The organism is Burkholderia sp. Bp9031 (assembly GCF_003857965.1).
Taxonomy (GTDB): domain Bacteria; phylum Pseudomonadota; class Gammaproteobacteria; order Burkholderiales; family Burkholderiaceae; genus Burkholderia; species Burkholderia ambifaria_A.
On sequence record NZ_QTPW01000030.1, the window covers coordinates 21,022 to 36,322 of the forward strand.

The following is a 15,301-nucleotide window of genomic DNA, read 5'->3' on the forward strand; positions in this document are numbered from 1 at the left end:
CGGGCCGGCCCGGCAGCGTAGCGGCCGGTCACATCGGGCGTTCGGGGGAAGGCCGGAAACCGGGCGTCGGCACGGTACAATAGCGCCTTTGAACGTCGGCCCGCCGCGCCCCAGGCGCCGGCCGTCCCTATTTTCCCGCGCCGCCGTGCCTTGTCCGGCCGCGCCGCTCCACCCGTCCGAAGGATTCCATGAGTCTCAAATGCGGCATCGTCGGCTTGCCCAACGTCGGCAAGTCCACCCTGTTCAATGCGCTGACCAAGGCCGGCATCGCCGCCGAGAACTACCCGTTCTGCACGATCGAGCCGAACGTCGGCATCGTCGAAGTGCCCGACACGCGCCTGAAGGCGCTCGCCGAAATCATCAGCCCCGAGCGCGTCGTGCCGGCCGTCGTCGAATTCGTCGACATCGCGGGCCTCGTCGCGGGCGCGAGCAAGGGTGAAGGCCTCGGCAACCAGTTCCTCGCGAACATCCGCGAAACCGATGCGATCACGCACGTCGTACGCTGCTTCGAGGACGACAACGTCATCCACGTCGCCGGCAAGGTCAGCCCGATCGACGACATCGAAGTGATCAACACCGAACTCGCGCTCGCCGACCTCGGCACTGTCGAGAAGGCGCTCACGCGCTACTCGAAGGCCGCGAAGTCGGGCAACGACAAGGAAGCGGTGAAGCTCGCCGCGGTGCTCGAAAAGGTGCGCGCGCACCTCGACCAGGGCAAGGCCGTGCGCGGCCTCGATCTGTCGGACGACGAGCAGGCGCTGCTCAAGCCGTTCTGCCTGATCACCGCGAAGCCGGCAATGTACGTCGCGAACGTGAAGGATGACGGCTTCGAGAACAACCCGCACCTCGACGCGGTACGCAAGTACGCGGAAGCCGAGAATTCGCCGGTGGTCGCGGTGTGCGCGGCGATCGAGGCGGAAATCGCCGATCTCGACGATGCGGACAAGGAAGCGTTCCTCGCCGACATGGGCATGGAAGAGCCGGGCCTCGACCGCGTGATCCGCGCGGGCTTCAAGCTGCTCGGCCTGCAGACCTACTTCACCGCGGGCGTGAAGGAAGTGCGCGCGTGGACGATCCACATCGGCGACACGGCGCCGCAAGCAGCCGGCGTGATCCACACCGACTTCGAGCGCGGCTTCATCCGCGCGCAGACGATCGCATTTGACGACTTCATCACGTACAAGGGTGAACAGGGTGCGAAGGAAGCCGGCAAGATGCGCGCGGAAGGGAAGGAATATGTCGTGCACGACGGGGACGTGATGAACTTCCTGTTCAACGTCTGACACATCGACAGACACCGCCTCTCGCAGTGTCACGGCACCCCGGAAAGGCCCGCTGAAGTAGCGGGCCTTTTTTCATTCCGCATTGGTTCATGAAGGTTTGCGGGAGGTGCTCGCGGACAATCTTTTCGTCATTTCCTTCGTCGCCTCCGCTGCACAGATCGCCTGTGCTGCGGGACGCATTGACCCGTCACCCCATGCGTTACGCGTCGATTTTTCGCATGACGCGTCGCGCGCCCTCTTCCACTTCGCAATCTGCGCGTCGAGCGCCTTCTTGCGCTGCGGCTGCTCGCCCGCCTGTTTATCGACGACGCGCTGCAATTCCCGCTCGGCGACAAGTTGATCGCGCCAAGCGCAGAAATTCATGCTCGTCTGATTCGAATAGCAGTCGCTGAGCAACGCATTGACCTCGCTTGCCGGCAAACCACTGCGTGCTGCTATCTCGTCGGCTGGCGTCGGACCGGCACATGCATTCATCGACACCAGCACGAACAAACCTATCATGGCCCGTCTCACTGTGCCCTCTGTTGTGGCTGAAACGGCGCCGATTCGAGCCGACGCCGATTGACAAGACCGTTCGAACGGACCGGTGCCAGGCGACGCCCGTTCTCGTCTCGCGGATGAATCCAGACGAGCTGAATCATGTGTGACACCACGCCAGCATCATCGCTCTGATTCGCCGAATGCAGCGCGGCCAGCGCGCCTGTATTACCGGCATTGTATGTATAGCTGACGAGTTCATCGAATTGCACCTGCGTCAATTGCCGAGTTGAGACATGTCGTCGCACGGCGGCCTCCGCCCGTCTGACACGGGCTGCGAGTTGCGCATTCACCTGCGTCGTCGTAACCGGCCTGCGCAATTCTTCCGGGGTGCAAGGCCCGGTATGAGCAAGCGTCCCGACACCATAAGTGCAGTTGTTTGCCTGATCGTTGTAGTAGGCCATCACCGCGCTTTCCCGCCGACGCAGCTCGGCCCAGCCCGCTTCACTCAATCGCATGCTCTCATTCGCCATCTGTCACCCTCCCGGCACGACCGCTAATCGCGAGTCGACTTCATCATTCACTTCGGTTGTCGAAGCGAACAATGTATGAAGTTGCCGTTGTCGATGAAATCAGACGAGTTCGATTTTTGTGAGTCCAGATGTCGATGCCGCGCCATGTTGCGGAACGGCCTGCATCGCCAGGGGCAAGCGCATCTGCTTACTCATGAAAAACAAATGGCCCGACCGGCACATGCCGATCGGGCCATTTTCACGACGGGAATCCCCGCGCCGGCGGGCAGCAAACGCTCAGCGCAGCCGCCGCTCCATCACGTCGTCATCACATCGCCGATACCCGCCGCCCCGCCCCCGCTTGCGCGTCGCGGCCGCGCTTGTTCAGCCACGACGCAAACAGCACGAGCAACGCGAGCACGGCCGTCGCGCCTACTTCCATCCGGTGTTCCTCGCTGACGAACATCACGGTCAGCGTGCCGCAGATGAACAGGATCACCGCCCACGTGAGCCACGGGAACAGCCACATCCGCAACGTGAGGTCGGCGCCGCTCGATTCGAGCGTCTTGCGCATCCGCAGCTGCGAGATCGCGATCACGAGATACACGAGCAGCGCGATCGCGCCCGACGTCGCCAGCAGGAAGCCGAACACCTGCTCCGGCATCAGGTAGTTCGCGATCACGGTCAGGAAACCGAACGCGGTCGATGCCAGCACGGCCGCACGCGGCGTGCCGGTCGCATCGGTGCGATGCAGGAAGGCGGGCGCGTCCTTGCGCTTGGACAGCGAGAACAGCATCCGCGATGCGGTGTACAGCGCGGAATTCAGGCAGCTCGCGACCGACACGAGCACGATCACGTCGATGATGGCCTTCGCGTTCGGGATGCCGATCAGCTCCATCGCGCGCTGATACGAGCCGTGCTTCGGCAGCAGCGGATCGTTCCACGGCACGATGGCCGCGACGACGAGGATCGAGCCGAGATAGAACAGCGTGATACGCCAGATGACGGAATTCGTCGCGCGCACGATCTGACGCTGCGGGTTGTCCGACTCGGCGGCCGCGATCGTCACGATCTCGGTGCCGAGGAACGAGAACATCGTCGTCAGCATCGCCGCGAGCACCGCGCCGGCGCCGTTCGGCATGAAGCCCTGGTGCACGAAGAGGTTCGATACGCCCGATACGGCCGGCGCGGGCACGATGCCGACGATCGCCGCACCGCCGATGCACAGGAACACGACGATCGCGACGACCTTGATCAGCGCGAACCAGAATTCGAATTCGCCGTAGTTCTTGACCGAGAAGAGGTTCGTGATCGTCAGCAGCAGCGTGATGCCGAGCGCGAAGATCCAGGTCGCGATGCCTGGGAACCATGCATTGAGAATGGTGGCGGCGGCGGTCGCCTCGATCGGAATCACGAGTACCCAGAACCACCAGTACAGCCAGCCGATGGCGAAGCCGGCCCAATGGCCGATCGCGCGATCGGCATAGGTCGAGAACGAACCGCTGTCGGGATGCGCGACGGCCATCTCGCCGAGCATGCGCATCACCAGCACGACCAGCACGCCCGCGATCGCATACGCGAGGATCGAAGCCGGACCGGCTTCCGCGATCGCATGGCCGGAGCCGACGAACAAGCCCGCGCCGATGACGCCGGCAATCGACATCATCGTCACGTGACGCTGCTTCAGGCCCGTGCCGAGGCCCGTGTTGCTTCCACTCATGTGTCTCTCTCCAAAAAACGGTTCCGGTACGACCGGGTGTCGCGTGAAGGCGGCGCGGGGAGTTGTCGTTGTTGAACCCGGCCGCCCGCCGCGCGTGCGCGGCACGTGGGCAGGAAGCCGGATCGAGCCTGTTCCGGTTCGGGGCGCGACGCAGGCTGCGAAGCTGCGGGTGCGATGCGGCGCTCAAGGGTGCCGGCGCATCGCGTGCGCCCTTTCCGTCGGCTGTCGGTCAGCCGCCTTCGAAGCGAAGGAGTGTAAGCACCAAACGGTTCTTCACTAAGAACCAATTGAAGAATTTCGATAGAACCACTTGTTGCATCGATGTGAATCGATGCAACGCTTGGTCCGGTTCGGCATTCACGCGAGCGCCGCCGGATCAAGCGATTGAAGGCGATACGGGTCGTCCGGTGTCGCGGCGACAAACGCGTCCGGTCGAAGTGGTTCGCGTGCCACGCAGGTGTTGCGCCGGCTGCTCAGTTCGCGCCGCCCGGCCCCTCGCCCTGCCCTTCGTCCCGCCATTTAGCCGGCACGATCGTGCGCCATGCGCGCAGAAGCAGGTTTTTCACGGCGTCGGGATGCGCGGCCGACAGACGCACCAGCACGATCGGCCAGCCCGCATAGTGGTCGGTCACGTAATACACGTCGGGCTCCGATTCGATCAGCCACGCCCGCTCGTCTGGGCCGACGCCCTTCACGACGAGCGTGTCGCCGTCCTCGCGCAGCCGCGCGAGCATCTTGCCCTTCACCCTGAGTGCAGGCGTGCCGTACGACGTGCCCTCCTCGACACCGCGCCATGCCAGCGCGATCTGCCGAACTTCGTCGAATGTCACGATGCGCCTCCGCCCGTCGATGATCGACGCCCGCACACCGTAGCAGAAATCGCGGATGACACCTGACCGCGAGGCGCCCGGCCGTGCCGCGACACCTACCTAGCGGCCGACCGCGCGCGCGGCCACCGGTGCGCGTCCGGTAGTGGCAACGATCGCGAACGCGATCGCATTGGCGACTGCGCTGGCCAGGATCGGCACGAGATAGCCGCCGCCCGCGTCGTAGATGAAACCGGCCGCGGCGGGCCCGATCAGCGTGCCGAACGCGACGCTCGTGTACAGCACGCCGATGATCGCGCTCACGTTGCGGCCGCCGAAATAGTCCATCACGACGGCGGGCAGCACGGCGACCCAGCCACCGTAGAACACGCCGAACACGAGTGCGAACGCGGCCAGCGTCGCAACGCTCCCCGCGCCGGCCCACGCGACGAGCGCGACGGCCATGCCCGCGAACATCGCGAGCAGCGACGCGCGGCGGCCGAAGCGGTCGGCGAGGCCGCCAAGGAAGAAGCGCCCTGCCGTGCTGCCGACGCCGATCGCGCCGAGCAGCAGCACGGCCGTCGACGGCGCAACACCATGATCGAGCGCGTACGGCACAAGGTGCACGAACGGCACGAAGACGCCGAACGAGCACACGAGACACGCGGCGTAGAGGCTCGCGAACGGTCGCGACGTCACGGCCTCGCGCACGGTCGCGCCGGCCGGTGCCGACGAAGCGGCGCCGGGCGGCGCGTCGCCCGCTTGCGTACGCGCCGCGTCGCCGTCGGGCAACAAGCCGCGCCCGCGCGGATCGTTCTCGATCAGCAGCGACATGCCCGCGCCCACCACCAACGCGATCGCCGCCAACGTGACATACGCGCCGCGCCAGCCAACGTGCGCGATCAGCGCGGATGCGAGCGGCGGCATCACGAGCGTGCCGACACCGATCCCGGCAACCGCAAGCCCCGACGCGAAACCGCGCCGCCGCACGAACCAGCGTTGCACGGCGCCGACGGCCGGCACATACGCACAGCCGACGCCGAAACCGACCCCGAGCCCGTATGCGACATAGACCTGCAGCAGCGTATGCGCGGCACCGGCCGCTGCGAGACCGGCGGCCGTCAGCAACATGCCGGCGATGGCGAGCCGCCGCGAGCCGAAGCGATCGGCAAGCGGGCCGCTGACGATGCCGAAGCCGAAATACAGGAAGCCGGCGAGCGAGAACACGAGCGAGATCTGCCCGCGCGAGGCGGCGAAATCCCGCTGCAGCGATTCGACGAACGCGCTGAACGTGTACGCACTGCCGAATCCGACGAACGTGACGGCGAATGCCGCCGCCACCACATACCAGCCGTAGAAGACGCGCGATGCGCGCGGGCTGCTCATGACGATGCTCCTCTCAGGTTTCGCCGGATGCCGCGCGGCATCCGGATTGCCTCATGGATATAGTTGAACTATGTTGATCGCATCGCCTGCAGCAAGACAGCCGCGACGAATGCGATCCGTTGCGATGACGGTACTCGCGCGTACGCATCGCCTCAAACGATATTTCGTCGGCCTTTCGCTTTAGAAAAACTCAATGATCCGTTCCCGCCTACCGCCCCTCAACGCGCTGCGTGCGTTCGAGGCGGCCGCCCGCCATCTGTCGGTGAAATCCGCGGCCGAGGAGCTGTCGGTCACGCCCGGCGCGGTAAGCCAGATGATCCGCACGCTCGAGACACATCTCGGCGTGCAACTGTTCGAGCGCGTGAACCGCGGCATCCTGCTGACTGCGGCGGGCCGCGACTACTTGCCGCCCGTGCGCAACGCGTTCCGCCAGATCGCCGACGCATCGCAACGCGTGTCGGGCACCGCCGACAGCGGCGTGCTGACGGTGAGCGTCACGCCGTTTTTCGCGTCCGCCTGGCTCGTGCCGCGCCTCGCGCAGTTCCGCGACGCGTGCCCGGACGTCGACCTGCAGATCGTCGCGAGCCACGCGCTCGCCGATTTCTCCCGCGACGGCGTCGACGTCGCGATCCGCCACGGTCTCGGCCGCTACATCGGGCTATGTAGCGAACGGCTGCTGACGGTGGAGATCGTCGCACTCGCGGCGCCGGCACTCGTCGCGCGGCTGGGCATGCCGGCCACGCCAGCCGACCTGGCCGGCTGGCCTCATCTGCACGACGCCGAACGCAAGGGCTGGCACATCTGGTTCGATGCGCAGCGAATCGATGACTTCGGCCCGCCGCGCGGCCCCGCGTTCGACGATTCCGGCCTGTTGCTGCAGGCAATCCTCGCCGGCCAGGGCGCCGGACTGCTGCCGGCGGCGATGGTGCGCAACGAACTCGCGAGCGGCCGGCTCGTGCAGCTTGCCGACGTCGCGTGGCTCGACGACTTCGCGTACTACCTCGTCTATCCCCCGCATCATGCGGAACGTGCGAAAGTCGCGGCGTTCCGCCGGTGGATACTCGATGCCGCGCAGGCCGACGGCGCGGCATCGATGACCGGCGCGGCGTAGCGTGGCCGTACCACCGGGCGGCGGCACCGATCTTCAGCCGGTCGACTGACATGCGACCCGGCCCGCCGGCCTGCGATCACCAGCAGACAACAACATCCGGAGAGAGACCATACCCGCCCTGCTCCGCCGCACGACGCGCATCGCGACCCTGTCGGCCGCGCTGCTCGTCGCGTGCGCTGCCCTGCCGCCTCCGGCGCACGCGTATCGCGCGTCGCCTGGCTATGGCAACGAAGCCGATCTCGACCGGCACGACACGTACCGTAATCGCGACGGCGACACCGTCCATGCGCCGGCCCATTCGAAATCGGGCCGCGTGCCCGAGGGTGCGAGCGCGCGCTGCCGCGACGGCACGTACAGCTTCAGCCGCCATCGGCGCGGCACCTGCTCGGGGCACGGCGGCGTCGCCGCGTGGCTATGAACGCGGGTCGGCCGAATGGCCTGCGCGGTGCCAGCGGCAGCCGGCGGCGAAGTACAATACGCGCTCGCGCCGCCAACCCGCGGCGACGCCGCCGCGCCACGCGGCACGCTCCGTACCGAATCACCCGACGCCACGCACGCCCATGCGCTGCGCGGCAGTCTCAACCCTTTCTGACTTTCACACCGAAATGGCCCAATACGTTTTCACGATGAACCGGGTCGGCAAGATCGTGCCGCCCAAGCGCCAGATCCTGAAGGACATCTCGCTGTCGTTCTTTCCCGGCGCGAAGATCGGCGTGCTCGGCCTGAACGGCTCGGGCAAGTCGACGCTGATCCGCATCATGGCGGGCGTCGACAAGGACATCGAAGGCGAAGCAACGCCGATGCCGAACCTGAACATCGGCTACCTGCCGCAGGAGCCGCAGCTCGACCCGACGAAGACGGTGCGCGAAGCCGTCGAGGAAGGCCTCGGCGACCTGTTCCAGGCGAACAAGAAGCTCGAAGAAATCTACGCCGCGTATGCGGAACCGGACGCCGACTTCGACGCGCTCGCGGCCGAGCAGGCGAAATACGAAGCGATCCTCGCGTCGAGCGACGGCGGCAGCCCCGAGCAGCAGCTCGAAGTGGCCGCCGACGCGCTGCGCCTGCCGGCGTGGGACGCGAAGATCGAGCACCTGTCGGGCGGCGAAAAGCGCCGCGTCGCGCTGTGCAAGCTGCTGCTCGAGAAGCCGGACATGCTGCTGCTCGACGAACCGACCAACCACCTCGACGCCGAATCGGTCGACTGGCTCGAGCAGTTCCTGGTGCGCTTCCCGGGCACCGTCGTCGCCGTCACGCACGATCGCTACTTCCTCGACAACGCGGCCGAGTGGATTCTCGAACTCGACCGCGGCCACGGCATTCCGTGGAAGGGCAACTACAGCAGCTGGCTCGACCAGAAGGAAGAGCGCCTGAAGCAGGAAGAAGCGTCGGAATCGGCGCGCCAGAAGGCGATCAAGAAGGAACTCGAGTGGGTGCGCCAGAACCCGAAGGGCCGCCAGGCGAAGTCGAAGGCACGTATCGCGCGCTTCGAGGAGCTGAACAGCCAGGAATACCAGAAGCGCAACGAAACGCAGGAAATCTTCATCCCGGTCGGCGACCGCCTCGGCAATGAAGTGATCGAGTTCAAGAACGTCAGCAAGGCATTCGGCGACCGCCTGCTGATCGACAACCTGAACCTGAAGATCCCGGCTGGCGCGATCGTCGGCATCATCGGCCCGAACGGCGCCGGCAAGTCGACGCTGTTCCGAATGCTGACCGGCAAGGAACAGCCGGATTCGGGCGAAGTCGTGATGGGTCCGACCGTGAAGCTCGCATACGTCGACCAGAGCCGCGACGCGCTCGACGGTTCGAAGACGGTGTTCGAGGAAATCTCGGGCGGCGCCGACGTGCTGACGGTCGGCAAGTACGAAACGCCGTCGCGTGCGTACATCGGCCGCTTCAACTTCAAGGGCGGCGACCAGCAGAAGATCGTCGGCAACCTGTCCGGCGGCGAACGCGGGCGCCTGCACCTCGCGAAGACGCTGATCTCCGGCGGCAACGTGCTGCTGCTCGACGAACCGTCGAACGACCTCGACGTCGAAACGCTGCGCGCGCTGGAAGACGCACTGCTCGAGTTCGCGGGTTCGGTGATGGTGATCTCGCACGATCGCTGGTTCCTCGACCGGATCGCGACGCACATCCTCGCGTTCGAAGGCGATTCGCAGGTCACGTTCTTCGACGGCAACTACCAGGAATACGAAGCCGACAAGCGTGCACGCCTCGGCGAGGAAGCCGCGAAGCCGAAGCGCCTGCGTTACAAGCCGATCAGCCGCTGAACGGCGCGGCCCGGGCATCCGGCACTGCGGCAACGCAGAGCCGGGGGCCGAAAGCTGCCGCTCCCGGATCGACAAAACGAAAAAGCGGGCTCCGGCCCGCTTTTTCGTCTGGCTATCGTTGCGTCACCGCCTACGCGAGCGCGCCGAGTTCGCGCAGGCGCGCCTCGGTCGCCGCCGCGCTCGTGTGATGAATGCCATGCCAGCCGAGCGCCGTCGCGGCCGCCGCGTTCTTCGCGTTGTCGTCGATGAACACGAGCTCGTGCGGCGCGATGCCCGGCAGGTGTGGATCGATGCGCGCATGCATTTCGCGATAGATCGCCGGATCGGGTTTCACGAGCTTCACGCGGCCCGACACGACGATGTCCTTGAAGCGCCGCAGCACCGGGAAGTTGTCCCACGCATACGGAAACGTCTGCGCGGACCAGTTGGTCAACCCGAAGAGCGGCATTCCCTGCGCGTCGAGCCGGTCGACGAGCGCCGCGCCTTCGTCGAGCACGCCGCCGATCATCTCGTGCCAGCGTGCGTAGAACGCGCGGATCAGCGCCTCGTGCGCCGGAAACTTCGCGACGAGCTCACACGTTCCCTCGTCGATCGTCTGCCCGCCGTCCTGACGGATCACCCAGTCCATCGCGCACACGTGCGTGAGGAACCAGCGACGCTCGGTTTCGTCCGGAATCAGCTGCCGGTACAGGTATTCGGGGCTCCAGTCGATCAGCACGCCGCCGAAATCGAACACCACCGCCTTGATCGTCATGCGAACTCCGTGGCGAGCACATCGGCAAGCGGACGCGGCGTCACCGCATTGCCCGACAGCGTATTGTTTTCCCAGACGAAGTGATGATGCGCGACGATCTGCGCGGCCGACAGGTGCGTGCGCTCGTTCGTCGTGTGCAGGTCGGAGACGATGGTCGTCCGGTAGCCGAGCAGTGCCGCGCGACGCGCGGCCGAATCGACGCAGAACTCGGTCGCATAGCCGCAAATCAGCACCGAACGGATGCCGCGGCCATCGAGTTGCGCGGCGAGCGGCGTGTCGTGGAACGAGTCGCTCATCTGCTTGCGGATGCGCCAGTCGGCGCGACCGACGATCAGCGCCTCATGCAGTTCCCAGCCGGGCGTGCCGGGCACGATGTCGTCGTCCGCATCGCCGTCATGCTGCACGAAGCATACGGGCGCGTTCGCCGCGCGCGCCGCCGCCGTCAGCCGGTTGATACCCGACACGACGTCGTCGAGCCGGTACGCGGGCCGTGCCCGCTGTACCAACCCGCGCTGCATGTCGATCACGATCACTGCGGTATCTGCCATCGGTTGCCCTCTCGATCACGGTCCGGCCGTCGTGCGGCCGGTGCCGCGCGTTGTGCGTGGAATCAGATCGGCTGCGTGCGTGCGTCGAGCCACGCCTTCGCGTCGCCGCTCACGTGCCGACCGACACGCTCGCGCACGGTCGCGTGATACGCGTTCAGCCACGCACGCTCTTCTTCATGCAGCATCTCGAGCAGCACGCAGCGCGTGTCGATCGGGCACAACGTGAGCGTCTCGAACGCGAGGAAATCGCCGAACTCGGTCTGCCCGCTCGCGCGGTTCACGACCAGGTTCTCGATCCGGATGCCCCATTTGCCGGGCCGGTACACGCCCGGCTCGATCGACGTGATCATCCCCTCTTCCATTGCCGTGTACGGCTCGGCCGGCGCGTAGTGCGAGATGACCTGCGGGCCCTCGTGCACGTTCAGGAAGTAGCCGACGCCGTGGCCGGTGCCGTGACCGTAGTCGAGCCCTGCCGCCCACATCGGCGCGCGCGCGATCGCGTCGAGCATCGGCGAGCGGATGCCGCGCGGAAAACGTGCGCGCGACAGCGCCATCATCGACTTCAGCACGATCGTGAAATCGCGGCGCTGCAGGTCGGTAATCGTGCCGACCGGCACGACGCGCGTGATGTCGGTCGTGCCGGTCGTGTACTGACCGCCCGAATCGATGAGCAGCAGGCCGTCGCCGGCGATCGTCGCATGCGACTCGGCCGTCGCGCGGTAGTGCGGCATCGCGCCGTTCGCGTTGAAGCCGGCGATCGTCGCGAAGCTCGGCGACACGTAGCCGGGGCGCCGTGCGCGCGCGGCCGTGAGCTTCTCGTCGATCGTCAGTTCGGTGATCGTCTCGCGGTGCACGGCCTGCTCGAACCACGCGAAGAATTCGGCGAGCGCGGCGCCGTCGTGCTCCATCGTCACACGCACGTGCTCGATCTCGGTGGATGTCTTGCGCGACTTCGCGAACGTCGACGGGTTCACGGCCTCGATCAGCTTCACGCCGGCCGGCACGGCCTCGAGCGTGCCGAACGTCACGCGGCGCGGATCGATCAGCAGCGTCGCGCCGTCGGGCAGCGCCGCGAGCGACGCGCGCGCGGCATCGTACGCGCGAACCTCGACGCCGTCCTGCGCGAGCGATGCAGCCAGCGCCGGCGACACCTTGCCGTCGGCGACGAACAGCGTCGCGCGATCGGTGCCGATCATCGCGTGCGCGACGAACACGGGATTGAAGTTGACATCGGCCCCGCGCAGGTTGAACAACCAGGCGAGATCGTCGAGCGTCGATACGAAATGCCATTGCGCGCCCTGCTCGTGCATCGCACGGCGCACTTCCGCGAGCTTGCTTGCGCGCGTCGTGTCGGCCTGCGGCGCCACGTGCTCGAACACCGCATCGCCCGGCAGCCCCGGGCGCTCCGGCCAGATCGCGTCGAGCAGGTCGAGATCGGTGCGCAGCGCGATGCCGCGTGCGCTCAGCGCGGCTGTCAGCACGCGTGCCGCGGCGACGCCGAGCACGGCGCCGTCGACGCCGACCGTCGCACCGGCCGGCACGTTCTGCGCGAGCCAGTCGACATGCGGCGCGCTCTGCTGCCCGCCCGTCATCTTCATCAGCTGGACGCCCGTGCCGGCCAGTTCGGCCTCGGCCTGCACCCAGTAACGGCTATCGACCCACAAGCCCGCGAAATCCGCGGTCACGACCAGCGTGCCGACCGAGCCCGTGAACCCGGACAGCCAGCGGCGCGCCTGCCAGCGTTCGGGCAGGTACTCGGACAGGTGAGGATCGGCGGACGGCACGAGATAGGCGGCCAGGTCCTCGCGGACCATCGCGCCGCGCAGCAGCGCGAGGCGGGCCGGCACCGGCGAGGCTTCGGGGAGACGGGCATTCATGATTTCACCTGAGAGCTTTCAGCGACGGGCCGACAGGGCGACCGTCACGGCTACGGCGAGGAACGCGACACCGGTGCAGACCGGCCATTCGAGCGTTTCGCCATCGTAAAACAGTCCAGAGAGGTTGCCGGCCATGCGCGCGGCGGCGGCGCCTGCGATACCGACCAGCACCACGATCCACCATGCCGGCCGGCCCGTGCGCCGCATCGGATGCAGCCACCGGCCGAACAGCCCGACAGCCGCTCCCAGGACAAGGATTCCAAACCAGTTCATTCAACGCCTTCTATAAATTCAGATTCGTCCCATAGGCGTGAACGTTGCCAGCGGCTAGCATCGATTCATCCATCGAACCCGAGACCAGCCGGGCGCCGCGAACATTCGAGTGTATGGGCCGACCTGACATTATGGCAAGCGCGCACCGGCAGCCGTATTGAAGAAATCCTCATGCGAATCGCCCTGATCGATCCGGAGGCGCGTCATGCTGCGCTCCTGAACCGCCTGCTCTTCGCCGGCGGTCATGTGTGCCACGCGTTTGCGTCCAGCGCGGCATTCTTCGAGTGGCTCGCCACCGATACCTGCGACATGCTGATCACCGGCCACTGGGCCGGCGATCAACCGGCCGAGGAAGTCATCCCGCGCGCGCAGACGATCCTGCCCGGGCTGCCGGCCATCGTCGTGATGCAGTTGCCGCGCGAAAGCGAAGTCGTGTCGTGCCTGCACGCAGGCGCCGACGACTGCCTCGTGCGGCCGGTGAGCGGGCCCGAGCTGCTCGCACGGGTCAACGCGCTGAGCCGGCGCGCCGGGGTCCGGCGGCCGCCGAATCGCTCGCGCGAAATGTATGGAGAATACGCGTTCGATGCGACCCACGGCCTCGTGCGCTTCGGCGACGCGGTCGTCTCGCTCACGCCGAAGGAGTTCCGCTTCGCGCAGCTGCTGTTCGCAAACCTGTCCCGCCCCGTGTCGCGGGCCCATATCCTCGAAACGGTCTGGGCCTGCCGCCGCGACATGAAGTCGCGCACCCTCGACACCCATGCGTCGCGGTTGCGCAGCAAACTGCAGTTGTTTCCGGAGCGCGGCTACCGGCTTCTGCCGCTCTATGGCTTTGGCTATCAGCTCGATCGCGTGCCGATAGAGCCCCCAAATTCGAGGCCACGCCACACTGATGCCCGGTATGCCGCGAGTGAGGAAATCGCTGAAACGCTATAATATGGGGCTAAACGATAGCCCTCGATATGCAACTCCTCACGATCGGAATCAACCACCACACTGCGCCTGTCGCCCTGCGCGAACGCGTGGCGTTTCCGCTCGAGCAAATCAAGCCGGCTCTCGTCACGTTCAAGAACGTGTTCCTCGGCCCCCAGGCGCCGAATGCGCCCGAAGCGGCGATCCTCTCCACCTGCAACCGCACCGAGCTCTACTGCGCGACCGACGATCGCGCCGCCCGCGAGGGGGCGATTCGCTGGCTGTCGGAGTACCACCAGATTCCAGTCGATGAACTCGCGCCGCACGTCTATGCGCTGCCGCAGTCGGAAGCGGTCCGGCACGCATTCCGCGTCGCGTCGGGCCTCGATTCGATGGTGCTCGGCGAAACGCAGATCCTGGGCCAGATGAAGGATGCGGTGCGCACCGCGACGGAAGCCGGCGCGCTCGGCACCTATCTGAACCAGTTGTTCCAGCGCACGTTCGCCGTCGCGAAGGAAGTGCGCGGCACGACCGAGATCGGCGCTCAGTCGGTGTCGATGGCCGCCGCCGCAGTCCGCCTCGCGCAGCGCATCTTCGAAAAGGTGTCGGATCAACGGGTGCTGTTCATCGGCGCCGGCGAGATGATCGAGCTGTGCGCGACGCACTTCGCCGCGCAGAGCCCGCGCGAGCTCGTCGTCGCGAACCGCACGGCCGAACGCGGCCAGCGGCTCGCCGAACGCTTCAATGGCCGCGCGATGCCGCTGTCCGACCTGCCGGCCCGCATGCACGAGTTCGACATCATCGTGTCGTGCACCGCGTCGACGCTGCCGATCATCGGCCTCGGCGCGGTCGAGCGTGCGGTGAAGGCTCGCCGCCACCGTCCGATCTTCATGGTCGACCTCGCGGTGCCACGCGACATCGAGCCGGAAGTCGGCAAGCTGAAGGACGTATTCCTCTACACCGTCGACGATCTCGGCGCGATCGTGCGCGAAGGCAACGCATCGCGCCAGGCCGCGGTCGCGCAGGCCGAGACGATCATCGAGACGCGCGTACAGAATTTCATGCAGTGGCTCGACACGCGCAGTGTCGTGCCGGTGATCCGCCACATGCATACGCAGGCCGACGCGTTGCGCCGTGCCGAAGTCGAGAAGGCGCAGAAGCTGCTCGCGCGCGGCGACGATCCGGCCGCCGTCCTCGAAGCGCTGTCGCAGGCGCTCACCAACAAGCTGATCCACGGCCCGACGAGCGCGCTCAACCGCGTGAACGGCGCCGACCGCGATTCGCTGATCGACCTGATGCGCGGCTTCTACCAGCACGCGCCGCGCTCGAACGACCAGTCCGGCCACTAGCGCCGGTCGGTTGCCCTGCCGCC

15 protein-coding genes are annotated in these 15,301 nt (G+C 66.5%); 6 read left to right on the forward strand and 9 right to left on the reverse strand.

The window, feature by feature from the left end; genetic code table 11:
- The first annotated feature begins 188 nt into the window (after window positions 1-188).
- Complete coding sequence (ychF, locus tag DIE15_RS29090; protein ID WP_057924692.1) at window positions 189-1,283, forward strand: redox-regulated ATPase YchF; 1,095 nt, start codon at window positions 189-191, stop codon at window positions 1,281-1,283.
- 87 nt (window positions 1,284-1,370) lie between these two features.
- On the opposite strand, the gene DIE15_RS29095 is transcribed toward ychF, so the two are convergent.
- The 5 genes from DIE15_RS29095 to DIE15_RS29115 form a co-directional block, all read right to left on the reverse strand.
- Complete coding sequence (locus DIE15_RS29095; protein WP_311771991.1) at window positions 1,371-1,796, reverse strand: lysozyme inhibitor LprI family protein; 426 nt, start codon at window positions 1,794-1,796, stop codon at window positions 1,371-1,373.
- Window positions 1,793-2,293 (reverse strand): glycoside hydrolase family protein, encoded by a 501-nt coding sequence (locus DIE15_RS29100; RefSeq protein WP_057924694.1) that lies wholly within the window; start codon window positions 2,291-2,293, stop codon window positions 1,793-1,795. The genes DIE15_RS29095 and DIE15_RS29100 overlap by 4 nt, the downstream gene beginning before the upstream one ends.
- Window positions 2,294-2,600: 307 nt before the next feature.
- Window positions 2,601-3,992, reverse strand: coding sequence for a GABA permease (gene gabP, locus DIE15_RS29105; protein ID WP_124834951.1), 1,392 nt, complete (start codon window positions 3,990-3,992; stop codon window positions 2,601-2,603).
- A 473-nt stretch (window positions 3,993-4,465) separates the two neighbouring features.
- Complete coding sequence (locus DIE15_RS29110) at window positions 4,466-4,822, reverse strand: MmcQ/YjbR family DNA-binding protein (RefSeq protein WP_124834952.1); 357 nt, start codon at window positions 4,820-4,822, stop codon at window positions 4,466-4,468.
- Window positions 4,823-4,921: 99 nt separating this feature from the next.
- The gene (locus DIE15_RS29115; protein WP_057924696.1) at window positions 4,922-6,184 is read right to left on the reverse strand and encodes an MFS transporter; all 1,263 of its coding nucleotides are present in this window, start codon (window positions 6,182-6,184) and stop codon (window positions 4,922-4,924) included.
- 193 nt (window positions 6,185-6,377) lie between these two features.
- On the opposite strand from DIE15_RS29115, the gene gcvA reads away from it, so the two are divergent.
- The 3 genes from gcvA (at window position 6,378) to ettA (ending at window position 9,568) form a co-directional block, all read left to right on the forward strand.
- Window positions 6,378-7,295, forward strand: coding sequence for a transcriptional regulator GcvA (gene gcvA / locus DIE15_RS29120; RefSeq protein ID WP_057924697.1), 918 nt, complete (start codon window positions 6,378-6,380; stop codon window positions 7,293-7,295).
- A 109-nt stretch (window positions 7,296-7,404) separates the two neighbouring features.
- On the forward strand, window positions 7,405-7,713 hold the full coding sequence (locus DIE15_RS29125) for a DUF3761 domain-containing protein (RefSeq protein ID WP_082664584.1): 309 nt from the start codon (window positions 7,405-7,407) through the stop codon (window positions 7,711-7,713).
- Window positions 7,714-7,900: 187 nt separating this feature from the next.
- On the forward strand, window positions 7,901-9,568 hold the full coding sequence (gene ettA, locus DIE15_RS29130) for an energy-dependent translational throttle protein EttA (protein WP_006752677.1): 1,668 nt from the start codon (window positions 7,901-7,903) through the stop codon (window positions 9,566-9,568).
- A gap of 130 nt (window positions 9,569-9,698) precedes the next feature.
- Here the strand turns inward: ettA and DIE15_RS29135 are convergent, their stop codons facing one another.
- The 4 genes from DIE15_RS29135 to DIE15_RS29150 form a co-directional block, all read right to left on the reverse strand.
- Window positions 9,699-10,322, reverse strand: a complete 624-nt coding sequence (locus DIE15_RS29135; RefSeq protein WP_124834953.1) for an HAD family hydrolase — start codon at window positions 10,320-10,322, stop codon at window positions 9,699-9,701.
- Window positions 10,319-10,870: a cysteine hydrolase family protein gene (locus tag DIE15_RS29140; RefSeq protein ID WP_124834954.1), complete on the reverse strand. Its 552-nt coding sequence runs from the start codon at window positions 10,868-10,870 to the stop codon at window positions 10,319-10,321. Before DIE15_RS29140 ends, DIE15_RS29135 begins: the two co-directional genes overlap by 4 nt.
- A gap of 62 nt (window positions 10,871-10,932) precedes the next feature.
- Window positions 10,933-12,747 carry an aminopeptidase P family protein gene (locus DIE15_RS29145; RefSeq protein ID WP_124834955.1) on the reverse strand — a complete coding sequence of 605 codons (1,815 nt, stop codon included), beginning with the start codon at window positions 12,745-12,747 and terminating at the stop codon, window positions 10,933-10,935.
- Window positions 12,748-12,765: 18 nt separating this feature from the next.
- On the reverse strand, window positions 12,766-13,020 hold the full coding sequence (locus tag DIE15_RS29150; protein WP_006759431.1) for a hypothetical protein: 255 nt from the start codon (window positions 13,018-13,020) through the stop codon (window positions 12,766-12,768).
- Window positions 13,021-13,191: 171 nt separating this feature from the next.
- Here DIE15_RS29150 and DIE15_RS29155 point away from each other — a divergent pair, with 171 nt between their 5' ends.
- Window positions 13,192-13,953, forward strand: coding sequence for a response regulator transcription factor (locus DIE15_RS29155; protein WP_124834956.1), 762 nt, complete (start codon window positions 13,192-13,194; stop codon window positions 13,951-13,953).
- A gap of 26 nt (window positions 13,954-13,979) precedes the next feature.
- The gene (gene hemA / locus DIE15_RS29160; protein WP_057924703.1) at window positions 13,980-15,278 is read left to right on the forward strand and encodes a glutamyl-tRNA reductase; all 1,299 of its coding nucleotides are present in this window, start codon (window positions 13,980-13,982) and stop codon (window positions 15,276-15,278) included.
- Window positions 15,279-15,301 lie beyond the last annotated feature (23 nt).

Coding starts and splice junctions, on each gene's coding strand:
- DIE15_RS29155 (WP_124834956.1), top strand. CDS start 13,192: ATGCGAATCGCCCTGATCGATCCGGAGGCGCGTCATGCTGCGCTCCTG.
- DIE15_RS29100 (WP_057924694.1), bottom strand. CDS start 2,293: ATGGCGAATGAGAGCATGCGATTGAGTGAAGCGGGCTGGGCCGAGCTG.
- ettA (WP_006752677.1), top strand. CDS start 7,901: ATGGCCCAATACGTTTTCACGATGAACCGGGTCGGCAAGATCGTGCCG.
- ychF (WP_057924692.1), top strand. CDS start 189: ATGAGTCTCAAATGCGGCATCGTCGGCTTGCCCAACGTCGGCAAGTCC.
- DIE15_RS29135 (WP_124834953.1), bottom strand. CDS start 10,322: ATGACGATCAAGGCGGTGGTGTTCGATTTCGGCGGCGTGCTGATCGAC.
- hemA (WP_057924703.1), top strand. CDS start 13,980: ATGCAACTCCTCACGATCGGAATCAACCACCACACTGCGCCTGTCGCC.
- DIE15_RS29140 (WP_124834954.1), bottom strand. CDS start 10,870: ATGGCAGATACCGCAGTGATCGTGATCGACATGCAGCGCGGGTTGGTA.
- DIE15_RS29115 (WP_057924696.1), bottom strand. CDS start 6,184: ATGAGCAGCCCGCGCGCATCGCGCGTCTTCTACGGCTGGTATGTGGTG.
- DIE15_RS29145 (WP_124834955.1), bottom strand. CDS start 12,747: ATGAATGCCCGTCTCCCCGAAGCCTCGCCGGTGCCGGCCCGCCTCGCG.
- gcvA (WP_057924697.1), top strand. CDS start 6,378: ATGATCCGTTCCCGCCTACCGCCCCTCAACGCGCTGCGTGCGTTCGAG.
- gabP (WP_124834951.1), bottom strand. CDS start 3,992: ATGAGTGGAAGCAACACGGGCCTCGGCACGGGCCTGAAGCAGCGTCAC.
- DIE15_RS29150 (WP_006759431.1), bottom strand. CDS start 13,020: ATGAACTGGTTTGGAATCCTTGTCCTGGGAGCGGCTGTCGGGCTGTTC.